Raw genomic sequence first — 22177 nt, 5'->3', positions numbered from 1 at the left:
ATAGGATAGGTTAACGTCTATTTGAATACTGTCAACATTTAAACTACGAGACCTATTTTGGTTCATACCGATTGCTTTAGATCTATAATAATTATCTAGAAAACCGTTATAATTTTATATACTCCAATGGAAAACAAGAAAGTAGTTTTGGCTTATAGTGGAGGTTTAGACACCTCATACTGTGCTATGTATCTAGCAAAAGAGAAGGGTTTAGAAGTGTATACGGCTATTGCCAATACTGGTGGTTTCACTCAAGATGAGCTTAACGACATTGAAGCGAAAGCTTTGGCAATGGGAGTTAAACAACATGTTGCCCTAGATGTAACACAGGAATATTACGACAAAGGCATTCGCTATATGGTATATGGCAATGTGGTACGTAACAACACCTACCCTATATCTGTTAGTTCGGAACGAATATTCCAAGCAATGGCCATTGCTCAATATGCAAATGAAATTGGAGCAAAATATATCGCACATGGTAGTACTGGTGCAGGAAATGATCAGGTTCGTTTTGATCTAGCATTCGAAGTACTATCCCCACAAATCGAAGTAATCACCCCTACTAGGGATATGCAATTAACTCGTGAATATGAGATTAATTATTTAAAAGAGCATGGAGTAGAGGCAGACTTTGAAAAGATGGAATACTCTATCAACGCGGGGTTATGGGGAACAAGCATCGGAGGAAAAGAGACTTTAACCTCTGATCAAACACTTCCAGAATCAGCCTACCCGAAACAGGTAGAAAAGAGTAATCCAGAAGAGATAAAAATTGGATTCAAAGAGGGACAAATAAGTTCGGTAAACGGTGTAGACTATACGAATGCAGTTGATGCAATACGTAAAATCGAAGAGATTGGAAGTGCTTTCGGTATTGGGCGTGACATGCACATTGGAGACACCATTATCGGTATTAAAGGACGTGTCGGTTTTGAAGCGGCCGCTCCTATGTTGATTATCAAAGCCCATGAAATGCTTGAAAAACATACCTTAACCAAATGGCAACAACATTGGAAAGACCAACTAGGCAATTGGTATGGAATGTTCATGCATGAATCGATGTATTTAGACCCTGTAATGAGAGACATTGAGAAGTTTCTTGAAAATACCCAACGTAATGTTACTGGAGAGGTTTCTATACTACTTAAACCAGAGCATTTCACTCTTATTGGAATAAAGTCAGATAAAGATTTAATGAGATCTAAGTTTGGTGAATATGGGGAAATGAACAAAGCATGGAGTGCAGATGACGTAAAAGGTTTCACAAAGATCCTTTCAAATCAACTTAAGATTTACTATTCAGTAAACGAGGAGTAATCCAATCAATAAACAATCCTTCAATGGAGATGATTCACAATGAATCATCTCTCAACTATACAAAACCCTAGATTAATTCAAAAGTCAAGCCCCCTACCATTAACATGGTTTGGGGGGCTTTAAAATTGTATCCAATGGACTATAAAATAAACGTTGGTATCGTCGGTGGTGCGGGCTATACTGCAGGCGAACTTCTAAGAATATTACTATTTCATCCATACGCAAACATCACTCATATCCAAAGTAGCAGTAATGATGGTAAACCTGTAACCTCTGTCCATAAAGATTTAATAGGAGAGACAGACCTCTGTTTTTCTGATATCGACATGCAACATGTAGATGTTATCTTTTTGTGTATGGGGCATGGAAAATCTAAGATATATGTAGAGCAGACCGAGATTCCTTGCAACGTAAAGATTATCGATCTATCTCATGATTTCCGACTAAAAACAAAAGACAATAAGTTTATATATGGTCTTCCTGAACTAAATAGACCTGCTATCAAGGAGGCAAACTATATAGCAAATCCAGGATGTTTTGCTACAGGAATACAGCTAGCTCTTTTACCTTTGGCTCATGCACAACTTCTAAAAGAGGATGTACATATCCAAGCCATAACAGGTTCCACTGGAGCTGGACAAGCTCCATCAAGAACATCACATTTTAGCTGGAGAAATGGAAACGTATCTGTATACAAAGCTTTCTCTCATCAACACCTCGGTGAAATTGGAGAGAGCTTGAAACAGCTCCAACCTGATTTTGATAAGCACATTAACTTTATCCCGATAAGAGGAAATCATACTAGGGGGATATTTGTAAGTGCATACACCCAATATAGTGGAAATATCGAAAGTGCTAAAAAACTCTATAGGGAGTATTATAAAACCCATCCTTTTGTTCATATTACAGAAGAGAATCCTGATTTGAAACAGGTGGTTAATACCAATAAAGCAGTGCTTTATCTAGAGGTACATCAGGGAAAACTAATGATATTATCCTGTACCGATAACCTACTAAAGGGAGCCTCTGGACAAGCAGTACAGAATATGAACCTTCTTTTTAGTCTTGATGAATTTACAGGACTTCACCTAAAACCAGTAGTCTTTTAATTATGAAGCTTTTTGACGTATACTCACTTTTTGATATCACACCAGTGCAAGCAAAAAACTGCACGATTACTGATAGCGAAGGAACCCAATATTTAGACCTATATGGAGGGCATGCAGTTATTTCTATTGGGCATAGCCACCCCCACTATGTAGAGATGTTGCAAAATCAAATCCAAAACATTGGATTCTACTCTAACTCTGTACAGAATCCATTGCAAAATGAGTTGGCAGACAAACTTGGTGCTATTTCAGGATATGACGACTTCGAACTATTCTTAACCAACTCAGGAGCAGAGTCTGTGGAGAATGCTTTAAAACTAGCATCCTTCCATACAGGTAACTCAAAAGTTATATCTTTTGACAAGTCATTTCATGGAAGGACATCTGCTGCAGTAGCAGTTACAGACAATCCAAACATTATTGCCCCAATCAATGCACAGCATCAAAATGTAGTGCTACCATTAAACGATATAGAGGCCGTAAAAGAAGTTGTTTCATCAGAATCGATTGCTGCAATTATAGTGGAGGGGATTCAAGGAATTGGTGGCATACGCATCCCAGAAACGGCGTTTCTTGAAGAACTCAGAAATATCTGTGATCAAAACAACATTGTCCTTATTTTGGATGAGATACAGTCAGGCTTTGGTCGTAGTGGAAAATTCTTTGCACATCAATACAGTGGTATTAAACCGGATATCATCACCATGGCAAAAGGGATGGGTAATGGTTTTCCTGTAGGCGGTATTCTTATTGCACCAAACATCAAGGCAAAGAAAGGAATGCTTGGCACAACCTTTGGAGGAAACTATCTTGCATGTGCAGCAACCATTGCTGTCATGGATGTGATGCAACAACAAGACTTGATCCATAATGCCAAGGAGGTCGGTGACTTCTTAATGGAGAAACTTCAAAATATTGACAAGATTAAAGAAGTACGAGGGGAAGGGTTGATGATTGGGATAGAGATGAACCAAGCCATTGCTCCCATACGTCAAGAGCTATTAAAGAAACATCACATTTTTACAGGAGTAAGTGGTCAAAATATCATTCGCCTACTCCCCCCATTAACTTTAACAAAAGAGGAAGCAACTCTCTTTATCGACAAGTTGATAGAGACCTTAGAATCGTATTAAATTGTTATAAATTCACACGTTACTCCTTTTTCTATTAACTAAAAAGTGATATATCATTATATTTACATGATAAAACTCATTGTATTTTTCATCAAAAAACAGTTGGAATATGGAAAAGATAGCAGTAATTGGCGGGGGTAACCTAGGTATTGCCGTAACAGAAGGCATGTTAAAGACAGGGATTAATCCCGAGAAAATACATGTTACACGTAGACGTGTACACTATCTAGAGCCGCTAAAGGAAAAAGGAGTAAACGTGGGCTCTAACAATGTAGCCGCAGTCCAAAATGCTGACCTTATCATTCTAGCTGTAAAACCCAAACAGGCAGAGATCATTATGAGCGAGATTATCGATCATCTTACCGATAACCAGATCATTGTCTCTTTAGTTACAGGGGTAAGTTTGGAAGCCATGGAGAAAGAGTGGAAAATTCCTTCTATCTGTTTTCGCGCCATGCCAAATACAGCAGTGGAACTACAGGAGTCTATCACTTGTATTTCTCATCAACCAACCACAACGGAAAACATTGAATCGATCAAGGCACTTTTCTCGACTTTGGGTCCTGTGTTGATCATTCAAGATGATATGATGGCAGCAGCAACCGTACTAGGTGCTTGTGGCATTGCCTTTGCACTTCGTTTTATTCGCGCAGCCCAACAGGGAGGAATCGAGATTGGTTTCAATGCAGAGAATGCTTTAAAGATTGCAGCACAGACAGTGAAAGGAGCAGCAGAGCTCGTCCTTCAAAATGGGAACCATCCAGAACAAGAGATTGATAAGGTAACCACTCCCCAAGGTGTAACAATATCTGGATTAAACACGATGGAACATCAAGGTTTTTCATCGGCATTAATACAAGGTGTTCTTACATCGTATAATAAAATTAAATAGGGAGAGAACAGATGGTTTCGAAAGACGTGAACTTTAAAATAAAACGTATTGCTATCAAAGTCGGTAGCAATGTATTGACCAAAGAAGACGGAAAATTAAACATCTCTATCATGGCTCACTTGGTGGATCAGATTTCACATCTACGCCAATTGGGTTACGACGTGATACTAATCTCATCCGGTGCAGTAGCGGCAGGACGTAGTCAATTGAATCCAACAAACAAAATGGATACTGTCTCTGAACGTCAATTATTTTCTGCCATTGGTCAAGTAAAACTAATTAACAGATATAGTGATCTTTTTCATGAACATGGACTTCAGTGTGCCCAAATACTGACCACCAAAGAGAATTTTTCGGATAGAGGACATTACCTCAACATGAAAAATTGCTTTGAAACCCTTTTGGCCCAGAAGGTGATCCCTATAGTAAACGAAAATGATACAATCTCTGTCGAAGAGTTGATGTTCACCGATAATGATGAACTATCAGGTCTTATCGCGTCTATGGTAAAAGCAGATATACTTCTTTTACTCACCAATGTAGAAGGCCTTTATACTGGAGATCCTAACGACACAAAATCTGAACTTATTCGAGAGGTTCATTCCAATGACCCCTCTCTTCAGCAATATATTCAACCTCTTAAATCATCTAAAGGTAGAGGTGGAATGGCAACCAAATTTAACATCGCCAATAAAATGACAGCACAAGGTATCGATGTTGCTATTGCCAGTGGATTGAGAAAAAATATTATCATAGACATCATTACAAATAACACAGAGATTCCTTTCACTTGGTTCAAAAGAACCCAAGACAAAGCAAATCCAATAAAAAGGTGGTTAAGTCACTCGTGTGATTTTGCACAAGGAACCATCCGATTAAACCAAGGTGCAAGTAGTGCGCTTCATGCCAATGAAGGGGTGAGTATTCTTCCTGTTGGAGTCATCGAAATTGTAGAGATGTTCGACTCAGGAGAGATCATCAAAATTATTGATGAATCAGGAAATACTATTGGTATCGGGAAGGCCAATTACGATGCAGGATCTCTTAAAAAAGAGATGGGACTAAAAAATAAAAAACCTATTGTTCACTGTGATTATCTATCGTTAAATATTTAAATTTGGATAAGAGATGAAACTTGACAAAACACTATATAACATCCGTAAAGCCTCTAAAGCACTTTCATTGATTACACCTAATGTGATCAATGAAATGCTTCTAGATCTAGCTGATATATTGGAAGAGAATTACGATCAAATTCTAAAAGCGAACAAACAAGATTTGGATCGTATGGACCTGAACAATCCAAAATACGATAGACTACTTCTCACGGAACAACGAATCAAATCAATAGCCTCTGACCTTCGAAATGTTGCAAACCTTCCATCATCTGTTGGGAAAGTACTTCAATCAATAACACGCCCCAATGGTATGCAAATTGAGAAAGTGCGTGTCCCTTTTGGGGTCATCGGAGTAATTTATGAAGCACGCCCAAATGTCACAATCGATGTATTCTCTCTATGTATAAAATCCGGAAATTGCTGTATTCTTAAAGGGGGAAGTGATGCCTCAAGCTCAAACAAAGTGTTGGTTTCTCTAATCCATAAAGCACTAGAAGCACAAGGACTAGACAGCGCATACGCAACCCTTCTCTCTACAGATCGTAAAGAGGTAGACCAGCTATTACACGCAGATAGATATGTCGATTTAATTATTCCTAGAGGAAGTCAACAACTCATTGAATATGTAAGAACCCATGCCACCGTTCCTGTAATAGAAACGGGTGCTGGAATATGTCACACATATTTTGATCAAGACGGAGATTTAGAAAAAGGAAAAGCGATCATCACCAATGCCAAAACTCGCAGAGTAAGTGTGTGTAACGCATTGGATTGTATCCTTATCCATCAATCAAGACTAGAAGATTTGCCCTCTTTAACAGAACTTCTTGCAGAGAAAAAGGTTATTATACATGCAGATCCACGTAGCTACAAACAGCTAACAGGACACTATCCTACGTCTCTACTTGAAGAGGCCGACGAGGAGGATTTTGGAACAGAGTATCTGAGTCTGCAACTATCGATTAAGACAGTGGACAATATGGAAGAGGCTCTAGATCATATCGATCTTTATAGTTCGAGACACTCTGAAGCAATTGTGTCAGAAAATTCAGATCGATGTGATGCTTTTTGTGCACAAGTAGATGCTGCTGCAGTTTATCAAAATGTATCCACTGCATTTACAGATGGAGCACAATTTGGATTGGGAGCAGAGATCGGTATCAGCACACAAAAACTACATGCAAGAGGTCCAATGGCATTAGATGAGATTACTAGTTATAAGTGGATTGTGAAAGGTTCTGGACAAATAAGAAACGTGTAACATCCTAAAAACTTTAAGCGATGAAAAGAGATATTGAAAACACCCAAGACATCACACTGCTTGTTGAAACCTTCTACAGAGACCTATGCAAAATCTCTGAGATGGATAACCTATACAACGAAGTGATTAAGATTGATTGGGAAACCCATATCCCTATTATGGTTCGTTTTTGGGGATCCCTTGTACTACGTGAAGGAGGCTACCGAGGAAATATTCTTAGTCACCATCATCATGTAATGGAAAAATATCCACTCACCCAAGAGATGTTTCACACTTGGGAAAACTGTTTTCTTGAGACACTAAATAGACTCTTCCAGGGACCTAATAGTGATAAAACGAAAAAAAGAGTACGTGCCATGTCTCAGTCGCTTATAAAGAAATTAGATATTTAACACATAACACATTTCATCAATGAAGAACTTTATCTCCATTAAGGATATTCCTAGTATCGACAAAGCCTTAGAGGTTGCCAAAAAGGTAAAACACGATCGTTTTGCATATAAAGACCTTGGCATAAATAAAACCATGATTCTTATCTTTTTTAACTCTAGCCTACGAACTCGCCTGAGTACACAAAAAGCAGCTATGAATCTTGGGATGAACACAATGGTACTAAATGTAAATCAAGATGGTTGGAAATTGGAGAGCGAATTAGGTGTTATAATGGATGGAGATAAGCCAGAACACTTGAAAGAAGCAATCCCGGTTATCGGATCGTATTGTGATATTATAGGGGTTAGAGCCTTCGCTTCCTTAGACGACAAAGAAGCAGATTATCAAGAACGCATCATTCAACAGTTCATCGATTATGCTGGGGTACCTGTAGTTAGTATGGAAGCGGCAACACGACATCCACTTCAAAGCTTTGCCGACCTAATAACTATTGAAGAACATAAAAAAACAGCACGTCCAAAAGTGGTCTTGACTTGGGCTCCACACCCAAGACCTCTTCCTCAAGCAGTAGCAAATTCTTTTGTAGAGTGGATGAAAGAGACCGATTATGAATTGGTTGTTACACACCCAAAAGGATACGAACTTGCAGATCATTTCATGGAGGGAGTCACGGTAGAGTATGACCAGAAAAAAGCATTTGAAGGAGCTGATTTTATCTATGCAAAAAACTGGTCTGCATACAACGATTATGGTCAAATCCTATCAAAAGATAGAAGTTGGTGTGTCGATACCGAAAAAATGGGGCTTACAAATGATGCAAAATTCATGCACTGTCTTCCTGTTCGCCGTAATATGATTGTTTCGGATTCTGTAATCGACAGCAAAAACTCAATCGTTATTGAGGAGGCTGCCAACAGAGAGATCTCTGCACAAGCTGTATTAAAAATGATTCTTGAAGATTTATAAAGTAATGATGCAGAAAGTAACGATAATAAAAGTTGGGGGAGCCGTTGTCGAATCCCCTGACACTCTCAATGATTTCCTTAATGATTTTGTCAAATTAGAGGGAGCAAAAATATTGGTTCATGGTGGTGGACGAAGTGCTACTGCTATGGCAGAACGTCTTCAGATAGAGACAAAAATGGTGGAAGGACGTCGTGTGACCGATCAAAATATGTTAGAGATCGTAACCATGGTATATGGCGGATTGGTCAATAAGAATATTGTTGCGAAACTTCAAAGTAAAGGATTAAATGCCTTGGGACTTACGGGAGCGGATATGAATATTATTCAAGCCCACAAGAGAGAAGTTAAACATATCGATTACGGTTTTGTAGGAGATGTGGACGCTGTAAATCAAAAGGCCATCCTACAACTTTTAACGCAAGACGTAACTCCAATTGTTGCTCCTCTAACCCACGACAAACAGGGAAATCTACTAAATACAAATGCCGATACAATCGCAGCATCTCTTGCTACTGCTCTAGCAAAACAGTGTGAGGTGACACTCTATTATGGCTTCGAAAAAGATGGAGTTCTATTAGATGCCAATGACGATCATAGTGTCATTCACGCTATCACACCTAAGGAATTTGATGCATTAAAAGAGCAAGGAGCCATTCATAGTGGTATGATACCCAAACTAACGAACTGTTTCGATGCTATTGCAAAAGGGGTGAAAAGTGTTTATATTGGTCACATATCCAATATCAATTGTCCACAAAAGGGGACGAATCTTTGCGGATAATCCTTATTGAACTAGAACTTTAAATACACTAAATAATTTCTTGTTATGACTCCCTTCCTTTTCATTGACCAGATCAAAAAAGATGCCATTCAACTTTTGAAGTTGATGATACAAACTCCATCATTTAGTAAAGAGGAGGATCAAGTTTGTACCTTAATATCGGATCAGCTTACATCGTGGGGAACCCCTCATGAAAGGAGAAAAAACAACCTATGGGCAAAAGATCCCTATTGGAAAGAGGGACAGCCTACCATTTTGTTTAATTCTCATATTGATACCGTGAGACCATCTATAGATTATACGATGGATCCATTTGGAGGTGAAGAGGTAGAGGACAAGATCATTGGATTAGGGAGTAATGATGCTGGAGCTTCTGTTGTATCTCAAATGGCTGCATTCCGCTTTCTATCACAAATTTCCGACCGTAATTACAACCTAATATGGAGCGCAACAGCAGAAGAAGAGATATCTGGAAAGAATGGAATTGAGTATTTGCTTCCAAAACTAGGGGATTTAGATCTAGTGATTGTAGGAGAGCCCACCAAACTAGAAATTGCAATCGCAGAGAAGGGATTAATGGTAATCGATGCGACAATGGATGGCGTTGCAGGACACGCTGCACGAGAAGAGGGGATGAATGCAATTTATAAAGCAATAAAAGACATTGCAAAAATAGAAAATTTTCATTTCCCCAAAGAGTCGGATATGCTAGGACCAGTAAAGGCTACAGTCACAATGGTTAATGCAGGGACGCAACACAATGTCGTTCCAGACCGATGTAGCTATGTAATAGATATTCGATCAAATGGCTTATACAGCAACAAGGAGATACTACATATTTTAGAAGAAAATCTAGACGCCCAAATAAAGCCTCGCTCTACACGACTAAATGCGTCAAACATTGCGGTAGAACATCCTATTGTTCAGAAAGCCATCTCTCTAGGAAGTGTCCCTTACGGATCTCCTACAATGTCTGACCAAGCCCTAATTCCTTTTCCTTCAATAAAACTAGGACCAGGGGATTCTGCAAGATCTCATACTGCCAACGAATTCATTTGTTTAGATGAGATTACAAAAGGGATTGAATACTATATCCACTTATTAAAAGATTTCTCCCTCTAATGGAGAGAAATCTTTTAATAGATTCTTTTTCAAAAGGTCTAATGCCTTCCCTAAAACAAAACGAATTCTACCATATCCATTTTAGATTTCAACGATAATCACTCCTATTTACTTCCCCTTGTTTCTTACTATTATGAGAGCTAAAACTACCTCAACCCTCCCCTACTCTCCCATTTAACTGAAAAGATTCAATTTTAAAATTCATTCTCAAGATGGAGTTCGATATTCGTCAAACTTTTTATATATGGTCGCGCCGCATTGATTGGGACGACTAAGTGATTACAATTCTAAAATACCCTATCCAAACTCTTACCAACAGGCAATATTGAATACGTATTAGATAGAGTTTAGATACCCTTTGGTTACTATTTGAGTAACCAAAGGGTATCTAAAGGGTAACCAAAGGGTAAAGGAAGTACGGAAGAAACATAAAGGATCCCCCTAAATGATCCTCTTTATTGCATTGGATCGTAACGTAGATAAAATGACTACAAAAAGGTTGATTGGCAATAAATTATGGTAATTACACCACGCTTATACTTAAAATTCGGAATGATGTATCTTGAACATAAAGAGCCAAAACATATTATTATGTTAATATATTTATTAAAATTGTAGGATTATTACACCAAATACTCAAACTTAAAAAATATGAAGTACCTTAAGTCTCTTACGACATTATGCATTGCACTACTAGTTTTTACTGCCTGTTCCAAGAAAGATGACAGCCTCGGAGAAGATGATCCTTGTCTAAATGGTGGATGCACCAACACCATATTTGAACCTGTAATGATCAAAGATGCGCTTGCAAGAGAGATACTAAACGAGGTGAATAGACTGCGTGCGAATCCTTCAGAATATAAATTTATTGATGATGACCTTGTTCTTATGGACGTCAAAGAGACATTAAGTTCGACTGCACCACAAAAGCCTCTAAAACTTAGTGAGGAGTTAACAGTGAAAGAACACCACTATATCCGTGTCATATGCTATGAATATAAATGGGGAAGTAATTGCAATGGAAGTAGTCCAAAACAGAGAGCCATCGACGGCGGGATGAAAAATGTGAATGAGATCACAGAGCTTCAACACAGAACTGCGACTCCAGAGATGAGCCCATATATAAAAGATCGCAAGAAGTTGGCAAAAGAGGTGGTAAACTCATTTGTGAACTACTCTTTCGGAAGCAAAGAAGATTATATAAAATTGCTTTTAGATTCAAAATGGAAATATGCTGGTGTAGGATATGCTAGCCGAGTGTGTAAAGCGAAATACTACTATGGCATTGTTCTTGCCAATTAATAAAATAAATGATCATGAATAAACTTATCGCTCTTGTAATATTGCTGTCTACATTTACCTGTATCTCTTGTTCTAAAGATGACGAGGATCCAAATAGTGTCGCAAAAGGAGGAAATGTAGAACACAAAATGATGTTGGATGAAATTAACTTTCTTAGAACAAGACCTCAAGAATATGCTAAGAAGAGGCTGGAAGCAGCATCAAATAAAGGGACAGACAATGGAGCATACAACGAGATTATGGCACTACAACCATTGAATGCTCTAAAATTAAATGACCAACTCATCGCCTCAGCTACAAACTATGCTGCAGAATTGTCCAATCATGCTCACTTAAGTCATGACTACGGTGGCTCTTTAGGAGATAGAATCACCTCGTTTGGGTATTCATGGACAAGATGTGGTGAGAACATTGCCATGGGCACAAACACAGATCTAGATTATAAAACGAATGCTGTTATTGCAGCCCAGGAGTTTGTATTGATTTATGTTATTGATCGAGGAGTACAAGGCGTAGGACACAGAAAAAACCTAATATCTCCTCACTGGAAAGAGATTGGAATAGGTTATTATAGTAAAAAAGGAATATTTTATAACGCCCAGCAATTTGGATGTCAGTAATTTGACAAATGATATAAAATAATTCAATCCTATTTAGCTTTTTTGAAAAGATATTCTTATCATTGTTATATCATTAAAGAAGAAAAAAGATGAAAATTTTAAATCATCATAATGGCCATCATCATATCTTATCCTTTTGGGTAGGCTGAGGTTATTATGTTTTAAAATTCTTCTAAACATATTCAAAAGCTTACCATAATCATGGTAAGCTTTTTTTTTGCTCTCAATTTAATATCGTACAAAAAAGAACCGATGAGTAAGCCTGAGTACACGAGTAACAATATTAACACAAAGGGGCAGTCTTAACATTAATTTAAAAGTTTATATGACATATATCTTTGTTTTTTTTACTATTATTGCATATACAATTACAGATAAACACATGAAAAATTTTATTCATCATTTCGGCCATCATCATTTCTTACCTAAAGGGTAGGCCGTAATTGTTATGTTTTAAAATTAGTCTAAACATATTCACGAGCTTACCGTATTAATAAGGTAAGCTCGTTTTTTTTTCTTAAATACTATCATTATGAAAACCTTACGTATAGCCATACAGACGAAAGGCAGATTAAATCAAGATTCTATTCAACTACTCTCAGATGTAGGAATCCAATTAACACAAGGAAAGCGTAAACTCATTTCCAAAGCAACCAATTTCCCAGTAGAGGTACTATTTCTTCGCGATGATGATATTCCCAAAACAGTAGCAGATGGGATTGCCGACGTAGGAATTGTTGGGGAGAACGAAGTGTTAGAAAAGAGAGAGGCAGTAAATATTGCCAAACGTTTAGGTTTTAGCAAATGTCGACTCTCTTTGGCAATACCAAAATCAGAGACATATACTGGTCCTATATGGTTTAAGAACAAGACCATTGCAACGTCTTATCCAAAGATTCTAGAGAGGTATCTAGACGACAATATGGTCAATTCTTCGATCCATGAGATTAGTGGTTCGGTAGAAGTTGCTCCAAGTATTGGCTTGGCAGATGCAATCTTCGATATTGTAAGTTCGGGGTCTACCCTTATCTCAAACAACCTAAAAGAGGTGGAGATCGTGACCAAATCGGAGGCACTCTTGATTACCAATAGGGAGCTATCCAATGAGAAGCTATATATCCTACAAGATCTACTATTCCGATTGGATACAGTGGAGACAGCAAAAGGGAAGAAATATATTATGCTTAATGCACCAAACTTAAGATTAGAAGAGATCAAATCCCTTCTTCCAGGAATGAAGTCTCCTACTATAATACCTCTAGCAAAAGAGGGCTGGAGTTCATTACACTCTGTTATTGATGAGCCTCAATTTTGGGGAATCATAAAAGAGCTAAAAGATCTTGGTTCCGAGAGTATTTTAATGCTTCCAATAGAGAAGATGATATTATAACAACAAAAAATAGATGAAACGACTTATTAACCCTACTCCAAAACAGATTACTAAAAGTTTAAAACGTCCAGAACTACAACAATCTGGATTAAAAGACCTTGTCCACAAATTACGGAAAGACATCCTCTTTCGTGACGATATTGCTCTTCATGACTACACTGCGCAATTTGACCGAGTAAATATCAAGCGATTGGTGATGCAACAAGAAGAGATCGACATGCTTTGTTTGCATTTGGAACCAGAGCTCAAAAAAGCGATTACCACTGCAGCCGAAAACATTCGTAAGTTTCATGAGAATCAACGAATGGAGATAAAAAAAGTAGAGACTACACCAGGTGTATTTTGTTGGCAAGAACAGAAAGCGATTGAGAAAGTGGGACTATATATCCCAGGAGGGACAGCCCCCCTATTCTCTACTGTATTAATGCTTGGAATTCCAGCCCAAATAGCAGGCTGTAAAGAGATCGTTCTGTGTACGCCTCCCAATCTAAAAGGAACCATACATCCTGCGATCGCCTATGCTGCTAAAGTTGCAGGAATAACCAAAGTGATCACTGTTGGTGGAGTTCAAGCCATTATTGCCATGGCATACGGGACCAAATCAGTTCCCGCAGTCGATAAGATATTTGGTCCAGGAAACCAATATGTCACTGCAGCGAAGCAGATCGTTGGTTTAGAAAAATGTGCCATCGATATGCCAGCAGGTCCATCTGAGGTGATGGTTTTAGCCGACCAATCAGCATACCCTGAGTTTGTTGCATCCGACCTTCTCTCTCAAGCAGAACACGGAGTGGATAGTCAAGTAATATTGGTTACAACAGATGAATCATTGTTGGACAAAGTGGAGTTAGAGGTTCATAAGCAACTCGCTGTATTGAATAGAAAAACAATGGCAGAGAAGGCTCTAAACAATAGCGTTCTTATCTCCGTAAAAGACAAAAACGAGATGATTGCGATTGCCAATCAATATGCAGCGGAACACTTAATCGTAGCAACAGAGTCGCCTTACGAGATCGCATCAGAAATTGAGCATGCTGGATCAATCTTTTTAGGGCACTACACTCCAGAGAGTGCTGGAGACTACGCCTCAGGGACAAATCACACCCTTCCGACCAACGGATGGGCCAAAGCATATAGTGGCGTAAACCTAGACTCTTTTACCAAAAAGATAACCTATCAAGAGATAACCAAAGAGGGGCTTCAGAATATTGGAAAAACCATCGAGATAATGGCTGAGGCAGAATCGTTAGACGCTCATAAGAATGCGGTAAGTGTACGTCTAAAGTAAAGAACAAGAAATATGACTTTTAATCTAAATAAGATAGTCTCGCCAAATATCCTCTCTCTAGCACCTTATCGATGTGCTAGAGATGAGTTTGAAGGCAGTGCGGAGATATATCTAGATGCAAATGAGAACCCTTTTGATAACGGATTAAACAGATATCCGGATCCATATCAAACAGAGTTAAAGAAGGAGATTGCATCTTTAAAAAACATTTCAGAGGAATCCATTTTTCTTGGCAATGGTAGTGACGAAGCAATTGATCTACTTTTTCGTATCTTCTGTATTCCAGGGAAAGACAATTACATTGCAATCACTCCGAGTTATGGGATGTATGAAGTATGTGGTAATGTAAATAATGTAGAGAGAAGGGCTGCTCTATTAACAGATAATTTTGAAATTGATTTGCCACAAATCAATTCTCAAATAGATAGCAATACCAAACTTATTTTTCTCTGTTCTCCTAATAATCCATCAGGGAATATTTTGGATGTGAATGCGGTTCAAGCGTTAGCAAATAATTTTCATGGTGTGGTTGTAATAGATGAAGCCTATATCGACTTCTCTTTTTCAGAATCAGCGACCACCCTTCTTGAAAAATATCCGAATATCGTAGTTCTTCAGACTCTTAGTAAGGCATGGGGATTAGCAGCAATTCGACTTGGGATGGCCATGGCTAGTAAGGATATTATTACACTCTTTAATAAGGTTAAATATCCATATAATGTCAATCTTTTAACCCAAGAAAAGGCTTTAGAATATTTAAAGGAGAAGAAGGAGATGGTTTCACAACAAATCGCTGAGATAATCTCTGAGAGAGAGAGGGTCAAAGAACTGTTATCCACCATTCCTGCAGTAATAAAGGTATTTCCTTCTGAAGCAAATTTCTTATTGGTAAAGATGGATGAGGCTGAAAATATTTACTCGACCCTTCTTAAAAAAGGTACTGTTGTACGAAACAGGTCGAAGGTCATATTGTGTGAAGGATGTCTACGTATCACCATAGGAACGCCTATAGAGAATCAAAAGATAATCGAACAGTTAACTGAAATAATTGCATAGAAAGAGATGTATAAAACCAAAATCTTATTCATCGATAGAGACGGAACCTTGATTGATGAACCTACTATAGATCAACAGATAGACTCATTTGAGAAGTTACAGTTCGAACCAGAAGTATTTGGTGCACTAAAGAAAATTGTAGATACACAGGAGTATCAATTAGTGATGGTTACCAACCAAGATGGCCTAGGAACGACATCATTTCCTGAAGAGACATTTTGGGGACCACACAATCGAATGATGGAGACATTTCAAAATGAAGGTATCACATTTGAAGCCGTACATATTGACCGCACGTTTGCATCAGATAATGCTCCAACAAGAAAACCTAGAACGGGGTTACTTGAAGGATATTTTGAGGAGAAATATGATCTCGAAAACTCACTTGTGATTGGAGATAGGGAGACGGATGTCATTCTCGCTAAAAACCTAGGGTGCAAAGCTGTTTTTTATAACGACGATTTGCTCGCTCCTAATCTTCAAGACACATGCCTTATTCAATCGACATCGTGGAATGAAATTGTAGACCAAATACTTTTCACTGCAAGAGTTGGAGAGGTCAAGAGAACTACTGCGGAAACAGATATTCAGATCTCAATTAACCTCGATTCGAATGAGAAAGGAGAGATAAACACAGGGCTAAAGTTCTTTGATCATATGCTTGAACAGATCGATAGACATGGTGGTATCAAATTAGATATTCAAGTAAAAGGAGACCTAGAAGTGGATGAACACCATACTATCGAAGATGTTGGTCTTGCATTGGGAGAAGCAATGGTGAAAGCATTAGGCAATAAAAAGGGGATCGCTAGATACGGTTTTCTTCTTCCTATGGATGACTGTTTAGCACAAGTAGCTATCGATTTTGGAGGACGTCCTTGGATCATTTGGGATGCCACTTTTAAACGGGAATATGTAGGAGACATGCCAACAGAGATGTTCTTTCACTTCTTTAAATCATTTAGTGATAAAGCTCTATGCAATATAAATATCAAAGCAGAAGGCGAAAATGAACATCACAAGATAGAGGGCATCTTTAAAGCATTTGCCAAATCAATAAAGATGGCTTGCAAGCAAGACAAAGAAAACTTTACCATTCCAAGTACCAAAGAAACATTATAATAGAGATGAAAAACGAACGTGCCATACTACTACTTCACTGTCCTGATCAACAAGGGATCTTGGCAAAAGTAACTGGATTTGTCAATGAAAACAGTGGAAATATACTCTATCTAGATCAACATGTTGACAGAGAAGAAGGTATCTTTTATATGCGTTTAGAGTGGGATTTGGCTACATTTTCGATTCCTAGAGATCGTATTGACGAATATTTTAATACCCTCTTTGCCAAAAGGTATCATCTACATTATGAGCTTTACTTTTCTAACCAAAAGCCACGAATGGCTCTTTTTGTTTCTAAAATGTCACACTGTTTATACGACATCTTAGCAAGGGTTTCCGATGGAGAGTGGAACGTTCATATTTCTTGCATTATTTCAAATCATACTGACTTGGAACCAATAGCAAAACGTTTTGGAATTCCTTTCTATCATCACCATGTAACGAAGCAAAACAAGCATGCAGAAGAAAAAAAAGAGATAGAAATATTAAAAAAACACAATGTTGACTTCATTGTTTTAGCCAGATATATGCAGATACTCAGTGAAGAATTTGTCTCGAATTATCCGAATAAAGTGATCAATATTCACCACTCTTTTCTTCCAGCATTTGCAGGTGCTAAACCCTATCATGCAGCACATAAGCGTGGGGTGAAAATTATTGGAGCAACAAGTCATTATGTTACATCAGACCTTGATGCAGGACCAATAATAATGCAGGATATAACCCAAATAAGTCATAAAGACACAGTACAAAACCTAGTGCATAAAGGTAGGGATCTAGAAAAAATTGTACTTTCACAGGCGGTATACAAACATATTAGTCATAAAGTACTGGTATACAACAATAGAACTGTTGTATTTTCATAGACCATGTTCTTTTCATTTTAAATTAAGTATCAATATCTTACTTTTATGAAAAAACTCAATTTCATCCTAATCATGACAATTCTTTTTATTGGATTCTCATGTAATAGTAAAAAAAGCAAACACAATACAGACATCTGTATCTCAGCAGAGGATATTATAGACTCTATCAAACAACATGAGATGCCAGAGGAGTATGGATATATTCTCCAAGTTGGAGATAAAGCTCCAGACTTTACAGTAACCCTAGACGATGGGAAAGAAATTTCTCTAAGCGATCTAAAAGGGAAGGTAGTGATGCTGCAGTTTACTGCAAGCTGGTGTCCCGTATGTAGAAGAGAGATGCCTCATATCGAATCACAGATATGGAATAAACTGAAAGACAATTCAGATTTCTTCCTTATGGGGGTAGATAGAGACGAGCCTATGAAAGTGGTTCAGAAATTCAAAAAGGATATGAAAGTAACTTATCCTATTGCTTTGGACCCAAATGCAGACGTTTTCGGACTATTTTCAATAAAGAAATCAGGAGTAACTCGTAATGTGGTTATCGACAAAGATGGTCGTATCGCATTTATGACTCGTCTATACAAAAAAGAAGAATTCGATAATATGATTAAAGTAATCGATTATCTTCTTTGCCGTGATTAATCAATTTTAACCCAGTATACCAGTACTTTTTATGAAAATTGCCATCATCAAATACAATGGTGGGAATATATTTTCGGTGCAAGAGACTTTAAAAAGGCTCGGTGCTGAAACCATTATATCCGACCAATACGAAGATATTTGTAGTGCTGACCGTATCATCTTCCCTGGTGTAGGTCAAGCAAAAACTGCATTAGAATATCTTCGAAGCAAGAAATTAGATCTTCTTATTCCATCACTACAACAGCCAGTTTTAGGTATCTGTCTTGGGCTACAACTAATGTGTAAACACTCCGAAGAGGGAGATGTAGCCGGTTTGGGCATCTTTGATACTGAAGTCAAACACTTCGTTGCAGATTCTCCAGACACCAAAGTTCCACACATGGGTTGGAATAGTTTAGACTTTCATCAAGAATCAAAATGGAAAGATAGTTTCGACCAGTCTTATCTATATTTTGTCCATTCATACTATGCAGAGAAGTGCAAAGATACCTTTGCGACATGTCACTATACAAAAGATTTTAGTGCCATGCTACAAAAAGATAATTTTTGGGCAATGCAATTTCATCCAGAAAAGAGTGGCAAAATAGGTTCACAAATGTTAAACTTATTTCTAAATAGTAGCGATGATTGAGATTATTCCAGCAATAGACATCATAGATGGGAAATGTGTCCGATTAAGCAAAGGAGACTATGCCACCCAAAAGACTTATAACAGCGATCCTGTAGAACAGGCTAAACAGTTTGAAGATCATGGTATTCAACGACTCCATCTTGTCGATTTAGAAGGGGCAAAAAAAAGTCATATTGTCAACTATAAAACCTTAGAAGAGATTGCTTCTAAGACGAATCTTATTATTGATTTTGGTGGCGGAATTAAAGGAGATGAAGATATCCATGTTGCTTTTGAATCGGGAGCTCAAATGATAACAGGAGGAAGTATCGCAGTACAGAATCCTATTCTCTTTGAATCATGGATCCAAAGATATGGTGCCGAGAGAATCATTCTAGGATCGGATGCACGAAATAGAAAAATATCCACGATGGGATGGGGTACCTCTTCTGAACTAGATATTATAACTTTTATCTCTCAGTGGACCGCTAAAGGCATACAAAAAACAATCAGTACCGATATAGAAAAGGATGGAATGCTACAAGGGCCCTCTTTTGAACTATACAATGAAATGAAATCTGCTTTTCCTAGCCTTCAAGTGGTTGCAAGTGGAGGGATATCTAAAATGGATGATATTATTCAACTTGACCAAAATAGTATTGATTCAGTCATCGTAGGTAAGGCTATTTACGAAGGACATATCACATTGAGACAACTTGAAGCCTATATTATTAGTAAATCATAGAAGATATGCTGGCAAAAAGAATTATACCCTGCTTAGACATCAAGGATGGACAGACAGTAAAAGGGATACACTTTGAAGGAATAAAAGCGGTTGGTGATCCTATTGACCTTGCCCACTGGTACTCAGAACAAGGGGCAGACGAACTAGTTCTTTTAGATATTACGGCAACGCAAGAAGCACGTAAAACAACCAAAGAGCTTGTCAAAAGAATTGCAACAGAGATTCATATTCCATTTACTATTGGCGGAGGTATTGGTACCCTCGAAGATGCGGAAATCCTTTTGGCTCACGGAGCAGATAAAGTATCTATCAACTCCTCAGCGATTAGAAATCCTGATCTTATTGATCAACTAGCCAAAAGATTTGGGAACCAATTTGTAGTGGTTGCAATAGATGCAAAAACAGAGTCCTCAAGATGGGCGGTAAAAAGTGCTGGAGGGAAAATAGATACTGACAAGGAGCTTTTCTCATGGGCTAAAGAGGCTCAAGAGCGAGGAGCTGGAGAGATCCTATTTACCTCTATGGATCATGATGGCACCAAACAAGGTTTTGCCAATGATGCACTTTTAAAACTACACAACAGTCTAACGATTCCTGTGATAGCATCTGGAGGAGCAGGTTGTGAAGAACATTTTGTAGATACATTCATAGAAGGGAGAGCAGATGCAGCATTGGCAGCAAGTATTTTTCATTATAAAGAGGTATCCATACCGCACCTAAAAGATTTTCTAAAGAGTAAAAATATCCCAATCAGAACCTTATAAATTTCTTCAATATGAATATTGATTTCAATAAAATGGGTAATGGACTTGTTCCTGCAATTATCCAAGATGCGAAAACAAATAAAGTGCTTATGCTCGGTTACATGAACCAAGAGGCATACGAGAAGACCCAGAAAGATAAAAAAGTAACCTTCTTCAGCAGGACAAAGAATAGACTATGGCAGAAAGGAGAGACTTCGTCTAATTTTCTTTTGGTAGAGCGTATTCTTTTGGATTGTGATCACGACACGCTTCTTATTTATGCAACACCACAAGGTCCAACATGCCACACAGGGAGTGATACATGCTGGGGAGAAGAGAATAAAACCAAAGAGATAGAGTTTCTATCCGAGTTACAGGATTTTATTGAGATACGAAAGAAAGAGATGCCTGAAGGCAGTTATACAACCCATCTTTTCAATAAAGGAATCCGAAAGATCACACAAAAGGTTGGAGAAGAAGCAGTGGAAACGGTAATCGGAGCAATGGCTAATGACGATGAAAACTTCTTGTATGAAGGAGCAGATCTCTTATATCATCTTATCGTATTACTTACGTACAAAGGATATCGAATCGAAGATTTAGTAAAAGAGCTTAAATCTCGACACAAATAAAATCTCATGGATGGGTAGTGCTCTGAACAAACACTACCCATTCATAAGATAAAAACTAAGGTAATCGCATTGTATCCCAAGCCATTAGTACAGCATCTTCGTTCGAAATAGAACTTATTGAGGTGCGAACCCATTGAGGACGAGTTGTAAACAGGGCCACAACTGAAGGAAACTCATGTACCAACCCTTGACCATCTTCCTCCGAATCTAACATAACATGAACCTTTATACCACTTTCATTAAGCCATTGCAGACCTTGTTTATTCAACTGTGTGCTTTTCAATACAATAGAAGAGATCCCAAACTCTTTTAGATTATCGATAGTAATCCCTAGAGAAGAGAAACCATTCCACATATAGTAGATCTTATCTTTGGGAACAAGATCTTTTAGTTTCTTTAGTAAACTCCAATTAGACGAGATATAACGTACAGCACAATAGTTACGGTGATTCTTCAATGTGTTGAACAAACTTTTTAGTTCATTCTCTTTCTCATCTAACTTGAGAATAAAGAATTTATCTTCAGGCAACAGACTAATGACATCATCAAGGGTTGAAATTTGATATTTTAAACTACTCCTTGAGAGAGAGTTGTGCAATGAAATCTTCTTAATTCTTTTTGATTTTAAACCTTGAAGCTCATATTCTCGATCACTATATTGAGAAATGTCCTGTGGAGAGAATGCAAACCATTCTGCATCCTTACTTTGAAAGATATCTAACATTACGCCATCCGCATTGTATTCCCAAGCCAACCGAACAGCAACGACCGTATTTCGTGGCTTATAAAAGCTAGCACCACCAACCGCAACAATATGTATCTGAGAAAGAGATAAGCAAGGGATAAGAACAAGGAGAGATATAAGCCATAAAAAAGTAATTCTAAACATATTGTTCCTCCTATTCGTTTTAACCGTTAAGATAATCGACTCTATAACAGTAACAAATTAAAGAAATAATCGGTTTTAAGCATCTCAATATTTTTTCATTTTTTAGAGATAATACTTGTTAATTTTCTTGTATGAGTGTTATAGTTAACCAATCTTTGTAGTTTAAGAAAG

Annotated in this window: 23 protein-coding genes; 22 read left to right on the top strand and 1 reads right to left on the bottom strand. The window is 37.8% G+C overall.

Annotated elements, in window-relative coordinates:
- The first annotated feature begins 126 nt into the window (after positions 1-126).
- The 22 genes from argG (at position 127) to K4L44_13545 (ending at position 21117) form a co-directional block, all read left to right on the top strand.
- Positions 127-1320 carry an argininosuccinate synthase gene (gene argG / locus K4L44_13650; protein QZE13607.1) on the top strand — a complete coding sequence of 398 codons (1194 nt, stop codon included), beginning with the start codon at positions 127-129 and terminating at the stop codon, positions 1318-1320.
- 134 nt (positions 1321-1454) lie between these two features.
- On the top strand, positions 1455-2429 hold the full coding sequence (argC, locus tag K4L44_13645; GenBank protein ID QZE13606.1) for an N-acetyl-gamma-glutamyl-phosphate reductase: 975 nt from the start codon (positions 1455-1457) through the stop codon (positions 2427-2429).
- Between the two features lie 2 nt (positions 2430-2431).
- Entirely contained in the window at positions 2432-3562 is a 1131-nt protein-coding gene (locus K4L44_13640; protein QZE13605.1) for an aminotransferase class III-fold pyridoxal phosphate-dependent enzyme, read from the top strand.
- A gap of 109 nt (positions 3563-3671) precedes the next feature.
- Positions 3672-4454: a pyrroline-5-carboxylate reductase gene (gene proC / locus K4L44_13635; protein ID QZE13604.1), complete on the top strand. Its 783-nt coding sequence runs from the start codon at positions 3672-3674 to the stop codon at positions 4452-4454.
- 11 nt (positions 4455-4465) lie between these two features.
- Complete coding sequence (gene proB, locus K4L44_13630) at positions 4466-5569, top strand: glutamate 5-kinase (GenBank protein QZE13603.1); 1104 nt, start codon at positions 4466-4468, stop codon at positions 5567-5569.
- A gap of 13 nt (positions 5570-5582) precedes the next feature.
- Complete coding sequence (locus K4L44_13625) at positions 5583-6833, top strand: glutamate-5-semialdehyde dehydrogenase (protein ID QZE13602.1); 1251 nt, start codon at positions 5583-5585, stop codon at positions 6831-6833.
- 20 nt (positions 6834-6853) lie between these two features.
- On the top strand, positions 6854-7225 hold the full coding sequence (locus K4L44_13620; GenBank protein ID QZE13601.1) for a group III truncated hemoglobin: 372 nt from the start codon (positions 6854-6856) through the stop codon (positions 7223-7225).
- A 19-nt stretch (positions 7226-7244) separates the two neighbouring features.
- On the top strand, positions 7245-8192 hold the full coding sequence (locus K4L44_13615; protein QZE13600.1) for an N-acetylornithine carbamoyltransferase: 948 nt from the start codon (positions 7245-7247) through the stop codon (positions 8190-8192).
- Positions 8193-8196: 4 nt separating this feature from the next.
- Positions 8197-8973 (top strand): acetylglutamate kinase, encoded by a 777-nt coding sequence (argB, locus tag K4L44_13610; protein ID QZE13599.1) that lies wholly within the window; start codon positions 8197-8199, stop codon positions 8971-8973.
- A gap of 45 nt (positions 8974-9018) precedes the next feature.
- A complete protein-coding gene (locus K4L44_13605) occupies positions 9019-10095 on the top strand; it encodes a M20 family metallo-hydrolase (GenBank protein QZE13598.1) in 1077 nt (358 codons plus the stop codon).
- Between the two features lie 651 nt (positions 10096-10746).
- The gene (locus K4L44_13600; protein QZE13597.1) at positions 10747-11397 is read left to right on the top strand and encodes a hypothetical protein; all 651 of its coding nucleotides are present in this window, start codon (positions 10747-10749) and stop codon (positions 11395-11397) included.
- A gap of 14 nt (positions 11398-11411) precedes the next feature.
- Positions 11412-12017: a CAP domain-containing protein gene (locus K4L44_13595; protein QZE13596.1), complete on the top strand. Its 606-nt coding sequence runs from the start codon at positions 11412-11414 to the stop codon at positions 12015-12017.
- 532 nt (positions 12018-12549) lie between these two features.
- Positions 12550-13407: an ATP phosphoribosyltransferase gene (hisG, locus tag K4L44_13590; GenBank protein QZE13595.1), complete on the top strand. Its 858-nt coding sequence runs from the start codon at positions 12550-12552 to the stop codon at positions 13405-13407.
- Between the two features lie 13 nt (positions 13408-13420).
- The gene (gene hisD, locus K4L44_13585) at positions 13421-14695 is read left to right on the top strand and encodes a histidinol dehydrogenase (GenBank protein QZE13594.1); all 1275 of its coding nucleotides are present in this window, start codon (positions 13421-13423) and stop codon (positions 14693-14695) included.
- A gap of 12 nt (positions 14696-14707) precedes the next feature.
- The gene (hisC, locus tag K4L44_13580; protein ID QZE13593.1) at positions 14708-15751 is read left to right on the top strand and encodes a histidinol-phosphate transaminase; all 1044 of its coding nucleotides are present in this window, start codon (positions 14708-14710) and stop codon (positions 15749-15751) included.
- 6 nt (positions 15752-15757) lie between these two features.
- Positions 15758-16873 carry a bifunctional histidinol-phosphatase/imidazoleglycerol-phosphate dehydratase HisB gene (hisB, locus tag K4L44_13575; protein QZE13592.1) on the top strand — a complete coding sequence of 372 codons (1116 nt, stop codon included), beginning with the start codon at positions 15758-15760 and terminating at the stop codon, positions 16871-16873.
- 5 nt (positions 16874-16878) lie between these two features.
- Complete coding sequence (gene purU, locus K4L44_13570) at positions 16879-17739, top strand: formyltetrahydrofolate deformylase (GenBank protein ID QZE13591.1); 861 nt, start codon at positions 16879-16881, stop codon at positions 17737-17739.
- Between the two features lie 180 nt (positions 17740-17919).
- The gene (locus K4L44_13565) at positions 17920-18387 is read left to right on the top strand and encodes a TlpA family protein disulfide reductase (protein ID QZE16008.1); all 468 of its coding nucleotides are present in this window, start codon (positions 17920-17922) and stop codon (positions 18385-18387) included.
- 31 nt (positions 18388-18418) lie between these two features.
- Entirely contained in the window at positions 18419-19018 is a 600-nt protein-coding gene (hisH, locus tag K4L44_13560) for an imidazole glycerol phosphate synthase subunit HisH (GenBank protein QZE13590.1), read from the top strand.
- A complete protein-coding gene (gene hisA / locus K4L44_13555; GenBank protein ID QZE13589.1) occupies positions 19011-19742 on the top strand; it encodes a 1-(5-phosphoribosyl)-5-[(5-phosphoribosylamino)methylideneamino]imidazole-4-carboxamide isomerase in 732 nt (243 codons plus the stop codon). Before hisH ends, hisA begins: the two co-directional genes overlap by 8 nt.
- A gap of 5 nt (positions 19743-19747) precedes the next feature.
- Positions 19748-20506 carry an imidazole glycerol phosphate synthase subunit HisF gene (gene hisF, locus K4L44_13550; GenBank protein ID QZE13588.1) on the top strand — a complete coding sequence of 253 codons (759 nt, stop codon included), beginning with the start codon at positions 19748-19750 and terminating at the stop codon, positions 20504-20506.
- 11 nt (positions 20507-20517) lie between these two features.
- Positions 20518-21117, top strand: a complete 600-nt coding sequence (locus tag K4L44_13545; protein QZE13587.1) for a bifunctional phosphoribosyl-AMP cyclohydrolase/phosphoribosyl-ATP diphosphatase HisIE — start codon at positions 20518-20520, stop codon at positions 21115-21117.
- 55 nt (positions 21118-21172) lie between these two features.
- Here the strand turns inward: K4L44_13545 and K4L44_13540 are convergent, their stop codons facing one another.
- A complete protein-coding gene (locus K4L44_13540; protein ID QZE13586.1) occupies positions 21173-22006 on the bottom strand; it encodes a hypothetical protein in 834 nt (277 codons plus the stop codon).
- Positions 22007-22177 lie beyond the last annotated feature (171 nt).

This window comes from Prolixibacteraceae bacterium (genome assembly GCA_019720755.1).
GTDB lineage: Bacteria > Bacteroidota > Bacteroidia > Bacteroidales > Prolixibacteraceae > Halosquirtibacter > Halosquirtibacter laminarini.
This window is presented reverse-complemented; position numbering and strand designations above follow the sequence as displayed.

What these genes read in the sequence shown, in the direction of transcription:
- K4L44_13620 (QZE13601.1), top strand. Translation starts at nt 6,854, where the DNA reads ATGAAAAGAGATATTGAAAACACCCAAGACATCACACTGCTTGTTGAA.
- K4L44_13615 (QZE13600.1), top strand. Translation starts at nt 7,245, where the DNA reads ATGAAGAACTTTATCTCCATTAAGGATATTCCTAGTATCGACAAAGCC.
- argC (QZE13606.1), top strand. Translation starts at nt 1,455, where the DNA reads ATGGACTATAAAATAAACGTTGGTATCGTCGGTGGTGCGGGCTATACT.
- hisA (QZE13589.1), top strand. Translation starts at nt 19,011, where the DNA reads ATGATTGAGATTATTCCAGCAATAGACATCATAGATGGGAAATGTGTC.
- K4L44_13565 (QZE16008.1), top strand. Translation starts at nt 17,920, where the DNA reads ATGCCAGAGGAGTATGGATATATTCTCCAAGTTGGAGATAAAGCTCCA.
- purU (QZE13591.1), top strand. Translation starts at nt 16,879, where the DNA reads ATGAAAAACGAACGTGCCATACTACTACTTCACTGTCCTGATCAACAA.
- hisD (QZE13594.1), top strand. Translation starts at nt 13,421, where the DNA reads ATGAAACGACTTATTAACCCTACTCCAAAACAGATTACTAAAAGTTTA.
- K4L44_13595 (QZE13596.1), top strand. Translation starts at nt 11,412, where the DNA reads ATGAATAAACTTATCGCTCTTGTAATATTGCTGTCTACATTTACCTGT.
- hisH (QZE13590.1), top strand. Translation starts at nt 18,419, where the DNA reads ATGAAAATTGCCATCATCAAATACAATGGTGGGAATATATTTTCGGTG.
- argB (QZE13599.1), top strand. Translation starts at nt 8,197, where the DNA reads ATGATGCAGAAAGTAACGATAATAAAAGTTGGGGGAGCCGTTGTCGAA.
- K4L44_13625 (QZE13602.1), top strand. Translation starts at nt 5,583, where the DNA reads ATGAAACTTGACAAAACACTATATAACATCCGTAAAGCCTCTAAAGCA.
- K4L44_13640 (QZE13605.1), top strand. Translation starts at nt 2,432, where the DNA reads ATGAAGCTTTTTGACGTATACTCACTTTTTGATATCACACCAGTGCAA.
- hisG (QZE13595.1), top strand. Translation starts at nt 12,550, where the DNA reads ATGAAAACCTTACGTATAGCCATACAGACGAAAGGCAGATTAAATCAA.
- argG (QZE13607.1), top strand. Translation starts at nt 127, where the DNA reads ATGGAAAACAAGAAAGTAGTTTTGGCTTATAGTGGAGGTTTAGACACC.
- proB (QZE13603.1), top strand. Translation starts at nt 4,466, where the DNA reads ATGGTTTCGAAAGACGTGAACTTTAAAATAAAACGTATTGCTATCAAA.
- K4L44_13540 (QZE13586.1), bottom strand. Translation starts at nt 22,006, where the DNA reads ATGTTTAGAATTACTTTTTTATGGCTTATATCTCTCCTTGTTCTTATC.
- K4L44_13605 (QZE13598.1), top strand. Translation starts at nt 9,019, where the DNA reads ATGACTCCCTTCCTTTTCATTGACCAGATCAAAAAAGATGCCATTCAA.
- proC (QZE13604.1), top strand. Translation starts at nt 3,672, where the DNA reads ATGGAAAAGATAGCAGTAATTGGCGGGGGTAACCTAGGTATTGCCGTA.
- hisF (QZE13588.1), top strand. Translation starts at nt 19,748, where the DNA reads ATGCTGGCAAAAAGAATTATACCCTGCTTAGACATCAAGGATGGACAG.
- hisC (QZE13593.1), top strand. Translation starts at nt 14,708, where the DNA reads ATGACTTTTAATCTAAATAAGATAGTCTCGCCAAATATCCTCTCTCTA.
- hisB (QZE13592.1), top strand. Translation starts at nt 15,758, where the DNA reads ATGTATAAAACCAAAATCTTATTCATCGATAGAGACGGAACCTTGATT.
- K4L44_13545 (QZE13587.1), top strand. Translation starts at nt 20,518, where the DNA reads ATGAATATTGATTTCAATAAAATGGGTAATGGACTTGTTCCTGCAATT.
- K4L44_13600 (QZE13597.1), top strand. Translation starts at nt 10,747, where the DNA reads ATGAAGTACCTTAAGTCTCTTACGACATTATGCATTGCACTACTAGTT.